10 protein-coding genes are annotated in these 16,857 nt (G+C 66.0%); 4 read left to right on the forward strand and 6 right to left on the reverse strand.

The features are described from left to right. The first annotated feature begins 408 nt into the window (after positions 1-408). Positions 409-2,559 (forward strand): methyl-accepting chemotaxis protein, encoded by a 2,151-nt coding sequence (locus ACQR1L_RS33990; protein ID WP_434862306.1) that lies wholly within the window; start codon positions 409-411, stop codon positions 2,557-2,559. A 10-nt stretch (positions 2,560-2,569) separates the two neighbouring features. Here ACQR1L_RS33990 and ACQR1L_RS33995 read toward each other — a convergent pair whose 3' ends face one another. After that, positions 2,570-3,124 carry a DUF3124 domain-containing protein gene (locus tag ACQR1L_RS33995; RefSeq protein ID WP_434862268.1) on the reverse strand — a complete coding sequence of 185 codons (555 nt, stop codon included), beginning with the start codon at positions 3,122-3,124 and terminating at the stop codon, positions 2,570-2,572. A gap of 25 nt (positions 3,125-3,149) precedes the next feature. Between ACQR1L_RS33995 and ACQR1L_RS34000 the strand changes: the two genes are divergently transcribed. Then, positions 3,150-4,880, forward strand: a complete 1,731-nt coding sequence (locus ACQR1L_RS34000; protein ID WP_434862269.1) for a cation:proton antiporter — start codon at positions 3,150-3,152, stop codon at positions 4,878-4,880. A gap of 59 nt (positions 4,881-4,939) precedes the next feature. Further along, on the forward strand, positions 4,940-5,575 hold the full coding sequence (gene upp, locus ACQR1L_RS34005; protein WP_434862270.1) for a uracil phosphoribosyltransferase: 636 nt from the start codon (positions 4,940-4,942) through the stop codon (positions 5,573-5,575). A gap of 46 nt (positions 5,576-5,621) precedes the next feature. On the opposite strand, the gene ACQR1L_RS34010 is transcribed toward upp, so the two are convergent. From ACQR1L_RS34010 to ACQR1L_RS34030, 5 genes are all read right to left on the reverse strand, one after another. Further along, complete coding sequence (locus ACQR1L_RS34010; RefSeq protein WP_434862271.1) at positions 5,622-6,533, reverse strand: DMT family transporter; 912 nt, start codon at positions 6,531-6,533, stop codon at positions 5,622-5,624. Positions 6,534-6,629: 96 nt separating this feature from the next. Next, a complete protein-coding gene (locus ACQR1L_RS34015; protein WP_434862272.1) occupies positions 6,630-7,505 on the reverse strand; it encodes an NAD(P)-dependent oxidoreductase in 876 nt (291 codons plus the stop codon). Positions 7,506-7,508: 3 nt separating this feature from the next. Continuing rightward, positions 7,509-8,643, reverse strand: a protein-coding gene (prfB, locus tag ACQR1L_RS34020; protein ID WP_434862273.1) for a peptide chain release factor 2 whose coding sequence is annotated in 2 segments (ribosomal slippage) — positions 7,509-8,573 and positions 8,575-8,643 — 1,134 coding nt in all. Because the reading frame shifts where the segments join, the coding sequence is not laid out codon by codon here. A 119-nt stretch (positions 8,644-8,762) separates the two neighbouring features. After that, a complete protein-coding gene (locus ACQR1L_RS34025; protein WP_434862274.1) occupies positions 8,763-11,270 on the reverse strand; it encodes a penicillin-binding protein 1A in 2,508 nt (835 codons plus the stop codon). Between the two features lie 230 nt (positions 11,271-11,500). Continuing rightward, positions 11,501-12,832 carry an N-acetylmuramoyl-L-alanine amidase gene (locus ACQR1L_RS34030; RefSeq protein WP_434862275.1) on the reverse strand — a complete coding sequence of 444 codons (1,332 nt, stop codon included), beginning with the start codon at positions 12,830-12,832 and terminating at the stop codon, positions 11,501-11,503. Between the two features lie 802 nt (positions 12,833-13,634). On the opposite strand from ACQR1L_RS34030, the gene ACQR1L_RS34035 reads away from it, so the two are divergent. After that, positions 13,635-16,847, forward strand: coding sequence for an Rne/Rng family ribonuclease (locus ACQR1L_RS34035; RefSeq protein WP_434862276.1), 3,213 nt, complete (start codon positions 13,635-13,637; stop codon positions 16,845-16,847). The last annotated feature ends 10 nt before the right edge of the window (positions 16,848-16,857 follow it).

The following is a 16,857-nucleotide window of genomic DNA, read 5'->3' on the forward strand; positions in this document are numbered from 1 at the left end:
TCCGGTTCGATGAGCGGGGAAGGGAAACGGGGCGTTGCCGCATGGCCCAAGCCACCGCGCCCTTCCTCGACTCTACCCGTAAAACCATCGTGCGGGGAATGCCGGGTCGAACCGGCTGAACCTGTGGTGACTGCCGCCTGCTTTCTTGTTTGCAGGCGGGCCATGGGTGAGGCCTTCACCCGGCATTCCCCGCGCCCTCGTTCTGGAGGGCCGACGACCACAACTCGGACGTTGCCGCGTCGCGAGGCATTCTGCGTCATGCATGCCAGTTTTGAAGTACACCACGCCCCCTACCGTGATCTTACGTGGATGACATTTTACGCATCATTTAACGATCGCGTGCCTCCTTGCCCGCTGCGATTTGGAACTCAAATCCACGAATACGCACAGCACCTGGAGATCATATCCGTGCGCAAGAACCTTCCGATCACACAGAATGAGTATCCCATCACCGATGAGACACTCATCGTCTCGCGCACTGATCTCAAGGGGAGGCTGACCTACTTCAACGACCAGTTTGTCGATGCCGCAGGCTTCACGCCCGACGAGCTGATGGGCCAGCCGCACAACATCATCCGTCATCCCGACATGCCGCCGGCGGCATTCGCCAATCTATGGGATACGCTGAAGCAGGGTAAGCCGTGGGCCGGCGCGGTCAAGAACCGCCGCAAGAATGGCGACTACTATTGGGTATTGGCGACCGCATCCGCGATTCGCGAAAACGGCCAGATCACCGGCTATACCTCGATCCGTACCAAGCTTCCTGCCGATCAGCGTGCCGAAGCCGAGAAGGTCTACGGCTTGCTCAACGAGAACAAGGCGCAGGACTACACGATCAGCGCCGGCGTCATCCGTCGCCGCTCGGTTTTCGACATGCTGTCGTTGTTTACGGGCACCGTGAGGGCTAGACTGACGACACTGGCCGCAGTGCTTGGTATCTTCATGCTGATCATTGGCACCGCCGGCCTGGTGTCCATTCGCACCAGCAACGCCGGCTTGAAGTCGATGTACGAGGACCGCGCCTTGCCGCTGGTGCAGTTGTTCGAGATCAACGACCGCAATCTGCAGAACATGTCGTCGCAACAATCCGCGGCAGCGAACGGAAAGGCCGGGAAACCCATCGACGGAATCGGCCCCCTGATCGACCAGAACAGCGCCCGCATTTCCAAGCTCTGGGCCGACTATATGGCAACCGAGCTGACGCCTGAGGAAAAGGCCGCCGCGGATGCCTATGCCGCCAAGCGCAAGACGTATCTCGAGGAAGGCATCAAGCCCGCGCTTGCCCTGCTTCAGCAGCGCAAATTCGACGAGGCGAGCCAGCACATCGCGACCAGAGGGCACGACCTGTTCGAGGCCGCGAAACACGATCTCGACAAGCTGGTCGCCATCCAGATCAAGGAAGCAAAGGCCTTGTATGAGGACGCCGAACACCAGTACTACGTCGTGCTCTCGCTGGTCGCGGCACTGATCATCGCCGGAATCGGTCTCGGCGTGCTGTTCAGCGCGCAGACCATCCGCGCAGTGCTTCGCCCGGTCAGGGTTCTCAACGATGCGATGCAGAACATCACCCAGGGCAAGCTCGACAACCGCATTCCGGTCGAGCGCGACGACGAGGTCGGTGAAGCGCTGCGCAATCTGCAGACGGTGCAGTCAATCGTCCGCTTCAACAGCGAGGAAGTGAAGGCGGTGCAGCGCTCGGCCGAGGTCAAGCGCAAAGCCGGCATGGACAAGCTCGCCAGCGAGTTCGAAGGCGCCATCGGCGGCATTGTGGAAACCGTGTCGTCGGCGTCGTCGCAGCTCGAGACCTCCGCCGGCACGCTGTCCTCGACCGCCTCCCGCTCCCAGGAGCTGGCCACCACCGTGGCGGCTGCATCCGAGCAGGCCTCGACCAACGTCCAGTCCGTCGCCTCGGCCACGGAGGAGCTGACCTCGTCGGTCAACGAGATCAGCCGCCAGGTTCTGGAATCGGCGCGCATTGCCAACGGGGCCGTCGAGCAGGCTCGCACCACCAACGAGCGGGTCAACGAGCTGTCGAAGGCGGCCGCGCGGATCGGCGACGTCGTCGAGCTCATCAACACCATCGCAGGCCAGACCAACCTGCTGGCGTTGAACGCGACGATCGAGGCGGCGCGCGCCGGCGATGCGGGCCGCGGCTTCGCCGTGGTCGCATCCGAGGTCAAGGCACTCGCCGAGCAGACCTCGAAGGCCACCGGTGAGATCGCCCAGCAGATCTCGGGTATCCAATCGGCGACCCAGGAATCGGTGACCGCGATCAAGGAGATCAGCACGACGATCGAGCGGCTGTCGGAAATCTCCTCGACGATCTCCGCCGCTGTCGAGCAGCAGGGCGCGGCCACGCAGGAGATCTCGCGGAACATCCAGGAAGCATCGCGCGGCACCTCCGAGGTCAACACCAACATCGTCGACGTCCAGCGCGGCGCCTCTCAGACCGGCACCGCCTCGGGCAACGTGCTGTCGGCGGCACAGTCGCTGTCGCACGAGAGCGACCGGCTGCGGCAGGAGGTCAACAGGTTCCTCAGCAACGTTCGCGCGGCCTGAGCCGCTTCTCTCACCGCCCGATCTGCCGGATCGGGCGGCCCTGGCTGATGAACGCGTAGTGGCCGGCGCCGATGCCGCCGACCATCAGCGCCTCGACCACCGGCTCGGCGATCTCGCCGGTCGCCGCCCAGTCGATGACGAAATTGGCGCCGGTGCCGCCGCGGGTGTCCTTGGTCGGCACGAAGACCTCGATGGTCGCGAACGGCTTCAGCGCCACCGGCTCGGTCAGATGCGCCTGAACCAGTTTGCCGGCCGTGTCATAGTAGTTGATGCGCCGGAGAATCAGCGGCCGCTGCTCGGAGGCGTTGTGGACGCTCAGGGTGACCGAGAAATCCGCCTGGATCTTGCCGGGGGTCATCGCAACGCTGGAATAGACGGGAACATAGACCGCGCCGGTGACGGTCGCCGCATCCGCCGGAACCGCGGTCAGCGAGGCCGCGAAGGTCGTGGTGATGGCGTCGGCGGCCCGGGCCGCGCTCATCACGGCGGTGCCGGCGAGCCCCAGCGCGAGGACCGCAGTCAAGATGTGACAGATTGCGGGTTTCCTTGCGCGGCGGTGCGACATAAGTTGCCACCTTGGGGGTTGCTTCATGCATGAACTGATCGGCGACATCACGCTCTGCATCCTGTTTGCGTGGGTGCTTGGACTGGCGGCGCATTACTGGCGCCAGCCCTCGATTCTCGCATATCTGGTCGCGGGCTTCGCCATTGGCCCCTTCGGCACCGGCTGGGTCAAGTCCCAGGAATCGATCTCGGTGATCTCCGAGCTCGGCCTGATCTTCATGCTGTTCATGATCGGGCTCGAGATCGACCTGAAGAAGATCATCCGCGCCGGCCCGGTGATCCTGATCGCCGGCGGCGTCCAGCTGCTCGGCGGCGCCGCGCTCGGCATCCTGTTCTTCGTCGCCATCGGCATGCGAATGGGCGCCGAGAGCTACGACGCGCTGTATCTGTGCGTCGCCTGCGCGCTGTCCTCGACCGTCATCATCGTCAAGGTGCTGTACGAGAAGCGGGAGCTCGACACCCTGCCCGGCCGCATCACGCTCGGCGTGCTGGTCCTGCAGGACGTGTTCGCAATCCTGTTCCTGGCGGTGCAGCCGAGCCTCGACGATCTCCATGTCAGCGTGATCCTGCTGTCCTTCGCCCGCGCCGGCGCGCTGGTCGCGATCGCGCTGCTGCTCAGCCGCTACGTGCTGCCGCCGCTGTTCCACCGCATCGCCCGCACCCCCGAGCTGATCCTGCTCGGCGCGCTCGCCTGGTGCTTCCTGATCGGCGAGATCGCCGAGCGGCTGCATTTGTCGCGCGAGATGGGCTCGCTGATCGCCGGCGTCTCGCTGTCGACCTTTCCCTATGCGCTCGACGTCACCGCCAAGATCACCACCCTGCGGGATTTCTTCATCACGCTGTTCTTCGTCGCGCTCGGCATGACCATCCCGATCCCTACGATGTCGGTGGTCGGGCTGGCGCTTGTCATCGCGGGGTTCACCGTGGCCAGCCGGCTGCTGACCACCTTTACGCCGCTCTACATGATGCGGCAGGGCCTGCGCGCGAGCCTGCTGCCCGCGCTCAACCTCGCCCAGATCAGCGAGTTCTCGCTGGTCATCATCCAGACCGGCGCCGCCGCCGGCCATCTCAAGCCGGGCACATCGAGCGCGGCCTCCTTCGCCTTCGTGCTGCTGGCGGTGCTCTCGACCTTCGTCATCGTCCGCTCCGACCCGATTGCGCGGCGGACCATCCCGCTGTTGAAGCGGGTCGGATTGAACGATCTCGACGACAGCAGGGAGGGTGAGGCAGGCCATGAAGGCGGCGGGCACGGCGCGGGCCGTCCGATCGTGCTGCTCGGCTTCTTCCGCACGGCCAGCGCCCTGCTCAGCGAGATCGAGCGCAACCAGCCGGCGCTCTTGGAGCAGATCGGCGTGGTCGATTTCAATCCTGTGGTGTTCCGCACGCTGTCCGACCGCGGCATCCAGGTGACCTATGGCGACATCAGCAATGTCGACACGCTGGTCCATGCCGGCGTCGGTCAGGCCGAGCTGATCATTCTGAGCATCCCGGATTCTCTGCTCAAGGGCGCCAACAACGAGAAGCTGGTGCGGCACGTCCGCAGCATCAATGCCAAGGCCAAGATCGTGGCCACCGCGGACCTGCTCGCCGACGTCAACGACCTCTACAATGCCGGCGCCGACTACGTGACCGTGCCGCGGCTCAGCGATGCGCAGGTGCTGCTCAATCTGATCCAGGATTCCAGCGCGGGCCTGTTGTCCGAGCGTCGAAGCCAGGCCGAAGCGATGCTGGCCGACCGTCGCGAGGTGCTGCCGTGAGACGCGCTGACAGCTTCGCTCCCCACCTCCCCCACCTCCGAGCCCGTTAGACCCACATCATGGCCAATTCCAACGTTCACGTCGTCGATCACCCGCTGGTACAGCACAAGCTCTCGCTGATGCGCGAGCGCGACCGCTCGACCAAGGGGTTTCGCGAGCTGTTGAACGAGATCGGCATGCTGCTGGCCTACGAGGTCACGCGCGATCTGCCGCTCGAGCTCGTCGACATCGAGACCCCGATCGCGGCGATGAAGGCGCCGAAGATCGCCGGCAAGAAGCTGACGCTCGCACCGATCCTGCGCGCCGGCGTCGGCTTCCTCGACGGCATGCTGGCCTTGATGCCATCGGCGCGCATCGCCCATATCGGGCTGTACCGCGATCCCAACACGCTGCAGGCCGTGGAGTACTACTTCAAGGCGCCGCAGGACCTGACCGACCGCACCGTGATCCTGATGGACCCGATGCTCGCCACCGGCAATTCAGCCTGCGCCGCGGCCGAGCTTTTGAAGGCGCGCGGCGCCCGCGACATCCGCTTCGTCTGCCTGCTCGCCGCGCCGGAGGGCATCGCGCAGTTCGAAAAGGAGCACCCGGACATCCCGATCTGGACCGCGGCGATCGACGAGAAGCTCAACGACCACGCCTATATCGTGCCGGGCCTCGGCGACGCGGGAGACCGGATGTTCGGCACGAAGTAGGACGCCGCGATCGATGCGACCGCGTGACGACTTGCACAGGGAAGTGTCAGGACGCGCGCGGCGCGACGCGCAGAACGTTGAAGATGCGTCCGTCGATCACCAGCAGCGCGCTCCCGATCACCAGCGCGCCGAGGATCTCCCGCAAGGCAATGGACTCCGCGAGCACGAGATATCCGAGGAGGATGGTGGTCAGCGGGATCATGAGCGTCACCAGGGTCACATTGGTCGCACCGGAACGGCGCAGGACCTGGAAGAAGACGATGTAGGCAAACGCCGTCGACAGCGCCGCGAGGGCGCAGATCGAAAGCCAGGTCTGCAATCCGGGCATCGGCAGCTGCCAGGGCTGGTCGACGATCCCCGCGATCACGAGCATCATCACGCTCGACGCGGACAGTTGGAAGGTCGCGGTCGCAAGCGGCGGCGAGTTGGCGAGGTGACGCCGCACCAGCAGGGCGGCGATGCCGTAGCTGAGCGATGCGCCGAGACCGAACAGAATGCCATAGCCGGCATCCATGTCCGACCCGCCCCGCAGGATCACGACGCCGGCGAGGCCCACGATCAAACCGGCGACACGGCGCGCCGAGAGGCTTTCCTCTCCCGCCGCAGCCATCACCGCGATCGTGAACAGCGGCGTGGTGGCGTTGAGAACCGCGGCAAGACCCGACGTGATGTAGGTCTGGCCGATCACGATCAAACAGAACGGCACAACATTGTTGAACAGCGCGACAGCAAAATAAGGCCGCCAGCCACCGATCCCCCTGGGCATGCCGATCCCGCTCAGCCGCGAGACCGGCAGCAGGATCGCGGCCGCCAGCGCGATGCGCAGCAGCACGAGCGTCAGCGGCGGCAGCTCCTTCAGGGCGAGGCCATTGAAGATGAACGAGCCGCTCCACAGCAGCGACAGCAGGCCGAGCAGCGACCAGTCGCGCGGGTCCATCCTGTCGTTGGGAACTGCCATCACCGCCCGCCGCTGTTGGAATATTGCCTGATCGTTGCAGCGGCCGCCGAAAACTGTCCACCCGCTTTCCGTCGATGCAACGGCTCGCAGCCCAAATCAGCCCTTTGGCCGCGAGACCAGCTCGATCATGCGGCCTTCGTCCTCGTCGGGCATCGCTGCCTTGGCCTGCGCATAGGCATCGACGGCCGCCTGCGCCATCACGGGACGGGCGCCGAGCAGCTCTTCGGCGAGCCGCAAGGCATAGGCCGCATCCTTGTGGCGGAGCGCCGCCGTGAAGCTGGCATTGGCGAAGTCGCGCGCGATCATCCGCGGGGCATGACGCAGCACCTGCGGGCTCGCTGCCACGCCGCTCTGGATCGCCTCGAGGACAAGGTTCATGTCGAGCCCGGCCTGCTCGGCGATCGCAATCCCCTCGGCCAGTCCCGCGATCTGCATCGCGCCGAGCAGGTTGTTGATCAGCTTGTAGACGGTCCCGGCACCGACGGGACCGAAATGGCGGATGGTCGAACCGATCGGCGTCAGATAGGGCCGCGCGCGATCCAGATCGGCGGGATCGGCGCCGACCAGCAGCGTGAGCTTGCCGCTCGCGGCGGCGTCGGGAAGACCCGTCACCGGACAATCGAGATAGGTGACACCGCGGGCATTCAGCTCGCGCGACAGCCGCAGCGCATGGTCGCGCGAGACGGTCGAGCATTCGATCGCGATGGTGCCGACCCGCATCGTGGCCGCGGCACCATCGGGCCCGAGCCACACCGAACGCGAGGCGTCATCATCGGCGACCATGGTGACGACGGCATCGGCGTCGATCGCGGCATCCGCCGGCGAGGTCGACCAGCGCGCGCCGCGCGCGATCAAATCCTCGGCCTTGGCCTGGTTGCGATTCCAGACCGCCACCGAATAGCCGGCATCGAGATAACGGCCGGCCATGCCATGGCCCATCCGCCCCAGCCCGATGAACGCGACGCGCGCCACCGGCTAATCCACGTCGTCGATGACGGCGCCCGGCGACGTGCCGAAGGCACGCTGCGCCAGGGTCGCGGCCATGAACTCGTCGAGGTCGCCGTTGAGCACGCCGGACGTGTCGGAGGTCTGCACGCCCGTGCGCAGGTCCTTCACCATCTGATACGGCTGCAGCACGTAGGAGCGGATCTGGTGGCCCCAGCCGATCTCGGTCTTGGCGGCCTGGTCCGCCGCCGCCTTCTCCTCGCGCTTCTTCAGCTCGATTTCGTACAGGCGGGCACGCAGCATGTCCCAGGCCTGGGCGCGGTTCTTGTGCTGCGAGCGGCCGGCCTGGCAGACCACCGCGACGCCGGTCGGGATGTGCGTCAGACGCACCGCCGATTCGGTCTTGTTGACGTGCTGACCGCCGGCGCCGCCGGACCGCATCGTGTCGACGCGGACGTCGGACTCCTTGATGTCGATCTTTATCGAGTCGTCGATGACCGGGAAGATCTGCACCGACGAGAACGAGGTGTGCCGGCGCGCATTCGAATCGAACGGCGAGATGCGGACCAGGCGATGCACGCCCGCTTCCGTCTTCAGCCAGCCATAGGCGTTGTGGCCGGAGATCTGGATCGTGGCCGACTTGATGCCGGCCTCTTCACCCAAGGACTCTTCGAGATACTCGACCTTGAAGCCGTGGGTCTCAGCCCAGCGCACATACATGCGCAGCAGCATCTGAGCCCAGTCCTGGCTCTCGGTGCCTCCGGCGCCGGCATGCACTTCAAGATAGGTGTCGAACTTGTCGGCCTCGCCGGACAGCAGCGCCTCGAGCTCGCGGCGCGCGACCTCCTTCTTCAGCTCCTTGAGCGCGTTCTCGGCCTCGGTGACCACCCCGGAATCGTTCTCGGCTTCGCCGAGCTCGATCATCTCGATGTTGTCGCTGAGCTCACGTTCGACCTTGCCGATGCCGGTCAGCGAATCCTCCAGAGAGGTCCGCTCCTGCATCAACCGCTGAGCTTTTTGGGGATCGTTCCAGAGATTGGGATCTTCGGCGAGCTTGTTCAGCTCGGCCAGCCTTGCCGTCGATGTTTCGACGTCAAAGATGCCTCCTCAGCAGCCCGACCGACTGCTTTATCTCTTCTACGATTTTTTCGATTTCGGCGCGCATGTCGCTCTCTTCAGGCCCCGGCCGAAACGGCCGCGGCGATCAGGTCTGATGGGGGATGTAGCGGCGCGCGGTGCAAAGCGCAATCGCGATGCACCGCGTCGGCACCAGTTTCAACGCGCTCAGTACAGGCTGCCCGTGCCTGGACGGATAATGAAGCTGCCGGCATCCGGCTGCCCGCCGCTCTGCGACGGCATCACGCGACCGTCGGCATCGGCGACGCCGATGACCGAGTAGTTGTCCGGCGGCGCCGTGCCCGGCTTGAACGCCTCCATGATCGTCCGGCCGCCGTCGCCGGGGCTCGCGCGCATGCCGGTCTTGGCATCGACACGGACCAGCTTGATGCCGGCCGGGATCTTGAACGGGGTGGCCGGCTTGTCGGCCAGCGCGAGCTTCATGAAGTCCTTGGCGATCGGAGCTGCGAGATGGCCGCCGGTCGCAGCGTTGCCTTTGCCGAGCGGACGCGGCTTGTCGTAGCCCATGTAGATCGCGACCGCGAGGTCCGGCGAGAAGCCGACGAACCAGGCGTCCTTGGCCTCGTTGGTGGTGCCGGTCTTGCCGGCGATCGGCTTGCCGACCTCCTTGAGCACGGTGGCCGTACCGGCCTGAACCACGCCCTCGAGCATCGAGGTGATCTGGTAGGCCGTCATCGTGTCCAGCACCTGCTCGCGGCGGTCGACCAGTTGCGGCTCGCTCTGGTTCTTCCAGCCGTCCGGGGCGTCGCAGCCGCGGCACTCGCGGGCGTCATGCTTGAAGATGGTGTGGCCGTAGCGGTCCTGGATGCGGTCGATCAAGGTCGGCTTCACCCGGCGGCCGCCATTGGCGATCATCGAATAGGCCGTGACCATGCGCATCGCCGTGGTCTCACCCGCGCCGAGGGCGTAGGAGAGATAGTTCGGCAGCTCGTCGTAGACGCCGAACCGGCGTGCATATTCCGAGATCAGGGGCATGCCGACGTCCTGCGCCAGCCGCACCGTCACCGTGTTCAGCGACAGCCTCAGCGCGTTGCGCAGAGTCGTCGGTCCCAGATACTTGCCGTTGGAGAAGTTGTCCGGGCGCCAGACCTGACCGCCCTGCCCCTGGTCGATCTCGATCGGAGCATCGACGACCTGCGTCGACGGCGTGTAGCCATTGTCGAGCGCCGACGAATAGACGATCGGCTTGAACGACGATCCAGGTTGCCGGTAGGCCTGCGTCGCGCGGTTGAACTGGCTCTGGTCGAACGAGAAGCCGCCGACCATCGCGAGCACGCGACCGGTGTTCGGGTCCATCGCGACCATCGCGCCGGAGACTTCCGGCAACTGCTCGAGGCGGTACTGGCCTTCGACCGGGTTGCCTTCCTTGAACAGCGGATCGGCGTAGATGACGTCGCCGGGCTGCAGAACCTGCGCGACGGACGTCGGCACCTTGCCACGACCGTTGCCGGTCGCCGCGCGCGCCCACTTCACGCCATCGAGCGTGATCAGGCCGGTCTGGCGTTCCTTGCTGACGGCGCCGCCGAGCTCGCGCGGCGGCTGGAAACCAATGCGGGCGGACTGGTCGCTGGTCTCGAGCACCACGGCCATCCGCCAGGGCGAAATATCGGAGAGCGACTTGATCTCGGCGAGCTTAAGCCCCCAGTCGCCGGAAATGTCGAGCTTGGACACAGGACCGCGATAGCCCTGTTCCTGGTCATACCGCACGAGGCCGGCGACCATGGCCTTGCGCGCCATCACCTGGACCTTGGGATCGAGCGTGGTGCGGACCGAGAGGCCACCTTCGTAGAGCTTCTTCTCGCCGTAGCGCTCGAAGATGTCACGCCGCACTTCCTCGGCGAAATATTCACCGGCGAAGACGTGTGCGCCCGTGTTGCGGGTCGCGATCGTCAGCGGATCCTTGCGCGCCTTCTCGGCGTCGGCCTGCTTGATCCAGCCGTTCTCCAGGAGGCGGTCGACGACATAGTTGCGGCGCTCGATGGCGCGGTCGCGGTTCCGGATCGGATGCAGGCTGCCCGGCATCTTCGGCAGCGCGGCGAGATAGGACGCCTCGGCCACCGTGAGCTCGTTGACCGACTTGTCGAAATAGACCAGCGATGCCGCGGCGATGCCATAGGCGCCGGAGCCGAGATAGATCTCGTTCAGATACAGTTCGAGGATCTTGTCCTTGGAATAGGTGCGCTCGATGCGCATCGCCAGCAGCGCTTCCTTGATCTTGCGCGCGAACGACACTTCGTTGGTCAGAAGGAAGTTCTTGGCGACCTGCTGGGTGATCGTGGACGCGCCCTGCGGACGGCGGTTCGAGCCGAAGTTCTGGGCGTAGACCACCGCGGCGCGCGCCATGCCGGTGAAGTCGATGCCGCCGTGCTCGTAGAAATTCTTGTCTTCGGCGGCCAGGAAGGCATTGATGACGAGCTTGGGAACCGCCTGGATCGGCAGATACAGCCTGCGTTCCCTGGCGTATTCACCGACCAGCGAGCCATCCGCCGCGTGCACGCGGGTCATGACCGGCGGCTCGTAATCCTGCAGCTGCGAATAGTCGGGCAGATCCTTGGAGAAATGCCAGATCAGGCCGGCTGCCGCCGCCACACCGACCAGGAAAACAACGGTACCCGCCGCAAACAGGAATCCGAGAAATCGCACCAGAAAGCGCATCGGCAAATATCCGTCCTAACTCTTGTTCGTCTCTCGGCTCGGATGCGGCGCGCCCCCGGGCGCCGCCGCCAAATCAACCCGGTTCGGCCATAATGCCGCGTGATCCATGCCAGAGAACCGCACGGTCAAGCCCATCAGCGGTCAAGCCTATCACAAGTCTGCAGAGAAGGAATCCTCACCTGATTCCTGGTGCCTCGCAGCGCGTTTATACGGCGGTTGCTGTGGCCAAACTAGGGCTTTGCGCGCGGCGCCGCCGCTGGCTTGTCGGCCCGCTCGCCACCCACGGTGGCCACCCGCTTGGCCAGGAAGGCGTCGATCGCCCGCGCCATCGCCTCCGCAGTGCGCGACCGCCACGTATCCGAGACTAGGTTCCCCATGTCGCCCTTGTTGGAGACATAGCCCAGTTCGACCAGCACCGAAGGGACGTCCGGCGCCTTGAGCACGCGGAAACCGGCCGATTTCAGCGGCCGCTTGTGCATGTGCACCGCGGTCTTCATGTCGTTCATGAGCAGGCGGGCGAACCTGTTGGAAAACGTGCGTGTTTCCCGCCTGGCCAGATCGATCAGGATATCGGCCACGTCGGCCGGTTCCTCGGTCAGGTTGACGCCCCCGATCTGGTCGGCGCGGTTCTCGCTTTCCGCCAGCCGTTCCGCCTCGACGTCGGAGGCCTTGTCCGAGAGCGTGTAGATCGTGGCGCCCTGGGCATTGCCCTCGCCGCGCGGCAGCGCATCGGCATGGATCGAAACGAACAAAGCCGCCGACTGCTTCTGCGCGATCCGCACCCGGTCGCCCAGCGGAATGAACGTATCGTCGTCGCGGGTCATGACCACGCGATACTTGCCGGTCCGCTCCAGCCGGTCGCGCAACGCCTGACCGAAGGCGAGCACGATGTTCTTCTCGGGAACTTCGCCGCCCTGGGTGCCGTAGTCGACGCCGCCATGGCCAGGATCGATCACGACGACCGGCCGCGGATCCGGCGGTCCGCCCGGAGGCGCCGTCGCAGCGCCAACAGCGGTTGCCGGCGGCCGGATCGCGGGCGGCACAGCGCCGCCGCTGCCGGCGACCGAAGGCACGGTCGCTGTGTTCGATTCGGCAGGCTTCGCGGCCATCCGGCTGTCGACCCCGATCGCCCGGGCAAAGGTCGCCTCATCGACCTCCTCGAGCTCCAGGACCAGTCGCGGCGGCTGGCCATTGGCGGCGTCCAGGACCGTGGAATTCGCGATTCGGGCAGGCCCTGTCAGGTCGAACACGATTCGCGACCCGCCGGGCATCACCAGCCCATAGCGGAAGGCCTTCACCAGCCCGCGTCCCGCCGTGCCCGCCCCGGTGGGCAGATGAAAGCTGACCTGTGGGAGGTCGACGACGACACGGTAGGGCTCGCTGAGCAGAAACGCCCGGAAGGGAACCGTACGGTCCAGGTCGAGCACGAAGCGGGTCTGGCGGGAATCACCTGCCACCCTCGCATCTGACGCGATCGGGAACCCCGGACCGGCCATGGCCGGCACCCCCTGCCCGACGACGGCACTCTGGGCCAGCGCAGGCGAAGGCACGGCATATAACATTTGCGTGACGCAGAGCGACGCGCATCCCAGCAAAGATAGGTAGTCTGACCGGCCAGATGCCAAATCAATGCCTCCGCGGGATCGTCTTACCGCAACCAATCCCAGGGGTTAATCGCCTAATTTTGTCATTTTCGTTAAAGGCCACCGATTGTTGCGGTTCCGCGACGCTTCCCTTGCACGGCCTGACCAATCCACGTATGTACGAATGGCTGAAGGCTATTCCTTACTGCCGGTTGTGTCGCGTTCAACCTCCCGGTGAAACGCCGGAAGCTTCGTGATCGGGTCTTTGATCTCAAGCGAAGATTCCAGCGACTTTCCGACGCTCCACCAAGCCTGCGCGCTCCCGCGCGGCCACGGCGGAGAGCCGGTCCGACGAGTGGTCCCTGCCAAGGGCTCTGCTCGCAACGACCGCCCGGGCACGAGGTCAGATTTGGCCAAGGTCAGACACGGCGTAGCCTAATACCGCATCCCTGCCGGGATGGGTATTTGATCCCAGGGCAAGCGTCTCGGCGCGATCTGGCCTTCGGCAAGAGACAGGTGGCACCCGCTGCCGCCCACATATTCCAGACGGGCCGACGCTTGATGCGCCAGACTGAAATGCCAACCAAGACCAGCGGACGATCCGCGCCGATGCGGGGCCAGACCCCCGCCCGGCCAATCGCCCCGCCGGCAAGGTGGGCACGGCGCGACCAGCTGCGTTTAGGCCTTCCCCTCACCCCCGAATCAGGTGGACCGTCGCGTCATCCGACAGCGCGCCACGCGCTCGCGGCCAACCGCGTCCGTCGCCTCCAAGAGTTCCAATATGCCCAACAAGATGTTGATCGATGCTACCCACCCGGAAGAGACCCGGGTGGTTGTCGTCCGCGGCAACCGCGTCGAGGAATTTGATTTCGAAACTGCCCAGCGCAAGCAACTCCGGGGCAACATCTACCTGGCGAAGGTCACCCGCGTCGAGCCTTCGCTGCAGGCCGCCTTCGTCGAGTACGGCGGCAATCGCCATGGCTTCCTGGCTTTCAGCGAAATCCATCCCGACTACTATCAGATCCCCGTCGCCGATCGGCAGGCGCTGATCGAAGCCGAGGAACGCGCCCATCGCGAAGCCGAGGAAGAGAGCGAGAACCGCTCCAACCGTCGGCGCAACCGTCATCGCAGTTCGCGCCGCCGTGGCAGCGGCGAGCGGGTGCAGAGCGAGATCGTCGAGTCCGCGGAGACCGGCCTCGCCGCGCACGCGGAAGGCCATGAGGCCGAGAACGAGACGCACGATCACGAGGGGTACGTCCACGACGACCATCCCGATCAGCCGCATGCCGAAGCCGCCGAGCATTCGGAGGCGCATGGCTTCGCTGAGGCCGCGGGTCACGACGCAGCCGAGGCTGCGCACCCGGCCGCCGAATCGCACGATCACGTCGACCAGCCCCCGGCTGTCGGCGCTGACGACGACCACGTGCAACACGCCGCGGCTGCCGAACAGCCCGTCGGCGACGTTGCAGGTCAGGAGCCCGCTCAGGCCGCGGGAATTCCCGTCGCGGAGACGGCCGAATCCGCCCCGGCGGCTGAGGCGGACGACCATGAGACCCATGATCATGGCGAGCACGACCATGATCATCACGATCATGACCACCATGATCACGACCATGACGAGCACGATCACCACGAACACGACGAGGACCTCGCGCCGGTCGCCGAGCATGACGGCGGCGACGTCGGCCTCGTGCCCGCGGACGAGCATGGCGCCGAGCCGGCGGCCGTCGACCATGAGGACGACGACGAGGACGGCGAGGAAATCGAGGAAGAGGTCGTCGAATCCGTCGGCGGCGACGATGTGCTCGAGGAGGTGCCGGAGCGCACCTTCCGTCCGCGCCGCCAGTACAAGATCCAGGAAGTCATCAAGCGTCGCCAGGTGATGCTGGTGCAGGTCGTCAAGGAAGAGCGCGGCAACAAGGGCGCGGCGCTGACGACCTACCTGTCGCTCGCCGGCCGCTACGCCGTCTTGATGCCCAACACCGCGCGTGGCGGCGGCATCAGCCGCAAGATCACCTCGGCGCAGGACCGCTCGCGCCTGAAGGAAGTGGTGCAGGATCTCGACGTGCCCGAGGGCATGGGCGTCATCCTGCGCACCGCCGGCGCCAACCGCACCAAGCCCGAGATCAAGCGCGACTTCGAATATCTGCTGCGGCTGTGGGAAACGGTCCGCGACATGACCTTGAAGTCGCAGGCCCCGACCCTGGTCTACGAGGAAGGCTCGCTGATCAAGCGCTCGCTGCGCGACCTCTACAACAAGGAGATCGACGAGATCCTGGTGGCCGGCGAAGCCGGCTACCGCGAGGCGCACGACTTCATGAAGATGCTGATGCCGACCAACGTCCGGGCGGTGAAGCAGTATCGTGACGGCCAGCCGCTGTTCTCGCGCATGGGCGTCGAAAGCCAGCTCGACGCGATGTTCTCGCCGACCGTGCAGCTGCGCTCGGGCGGCTACATCGTGCTCAATCAGACCGAGGCGCTGGTCTCGATCGACGTCAACTCCGGCCGCGCCACGCGCGAGCATCACATCGAGGACACCGCGCTCAAGACCAACATGGAGGCCGCCGAGGAAGTCGCGCGGCAGCTCCGGCTGCGCGACCTCGCGGGTCTCATCGTCATCGACTTCATCGACATGGACGAGAAGCGGAACAACCGTTCCGTCGAGCGCAAGCTGTCGGACTGCCTGCGGCAGGACCGCGCGCGCATCCAGGTCGGCCGCATCTCGCATTTCGGCCTGCTGGAGATGTCGCGCCAGCGCATCCGCGCCAGCGTGCTGGAAAGCTCGACCGAGCCGTGCGCGCATTGCGGCGGCACCGGCCACGTCCGCTCGGTGTCGTCGGTCGCGCTGCAGCTGTTGCGCAGCCTCGAAGAGACGCTGATGAAGGGCGCGACTCACAACCTCGTGGTCCGGACCCGCACCGAGGTGGCGCTCTATGTGCTCAACCACAAGCGTGGTCATCTGCGCGACCTCGAGAACAGCTTCAAGGTCTCGCTCGCCGTCATCGCCGATCCGAATGTGAGCGGCCAGCAATCCTTCATCATCGACCGCGGCGAGCAGGTGCACACGCTCGAGGCGGCTAAGGCGCTGCTCGTGGCCCAGGCCTCGGCGCCGCCGCTGGTGGCCGAGGAGATCTTTGACGACGAGGAGCCGTTCGACGTCGAGACGGAGTCCGAGGTCGAGACCGAGGAAACCGAAGGTCTCGCCGAGGAAGCCGCCGAGAACGGCGGAGGCGACGGCGAGCGCGAAGGCTCCCGCCGCAAGCGGCGGCGGCGCCGGCGTGGCCGCGGCGGCGAGACTCGCGAAGGGGCGCTGCCCGAGGGCACCGCCGGACTGCAGCCCTCCGAACCGGGTCTCGCTTCCGAGCAGCCGACCGAGGATTCAGACGTCGAGGACGACGAAGCCGAGGAGCAGCCCGCCTTTGCGCAGGGCGAACAGACGGACCAGCCGAACGGCGAGCGGCGTCCCCGCCGCCGCGGACGTCGCGGCGGCCGCCGCCGGCGCGGTGGCGCGGAAGAAGGGCTCGCCGCCTCGATCGGTGACGAGCTCGCGCCCGCTTCGGCATCGGAAGCGGAAGCGGCTGTGGCGGATTTCGACGGCAATGGCGGTCCGCATCATGATGACGAGCCGGCGGAGCCCGCGACGGCAGCGGAAGCAGCACCGGTCGTCGCCGAGAGCGACGAACCTGCCGCCGCAGCACCCGCGCCTCAGGCTGCGCAGCAGCCGGCGGCTGAGGAAGCTGACGTGCCGAAATCCGACTCCGAGAAGGCTCCGCGGCGGTCCACCGTTCGCGAGAAGGTGAGCTTTGTCACCGAGCCCAAGCCGGACAGCGCCGTCTCGGCCGTGAACGTTGCCGAGAGCAACGCACCCGCAGCGGTGACCGATCAGGTGGCATCCGAACCGGCGACCACCGAGCCGGCTGCTCCGGAAACCACGACGCCGACGGCGCCACGGCGCGCCGGCTGGTGGTCCCGTCGCTTCGGCGGCGGGCAGTAAGGCCCGCGCG

It is taken from the genome of Bradyrhizobium sp. HKCCYLR20261, from assembly GCF_051168435.1.
Taxonomy (GTDB): domain Bacteria; phylum Pseudomonadota; class Alphaproteobacteria; order Rhizobiales; family Xanthobacteraceae; genus Bradyrhizobium.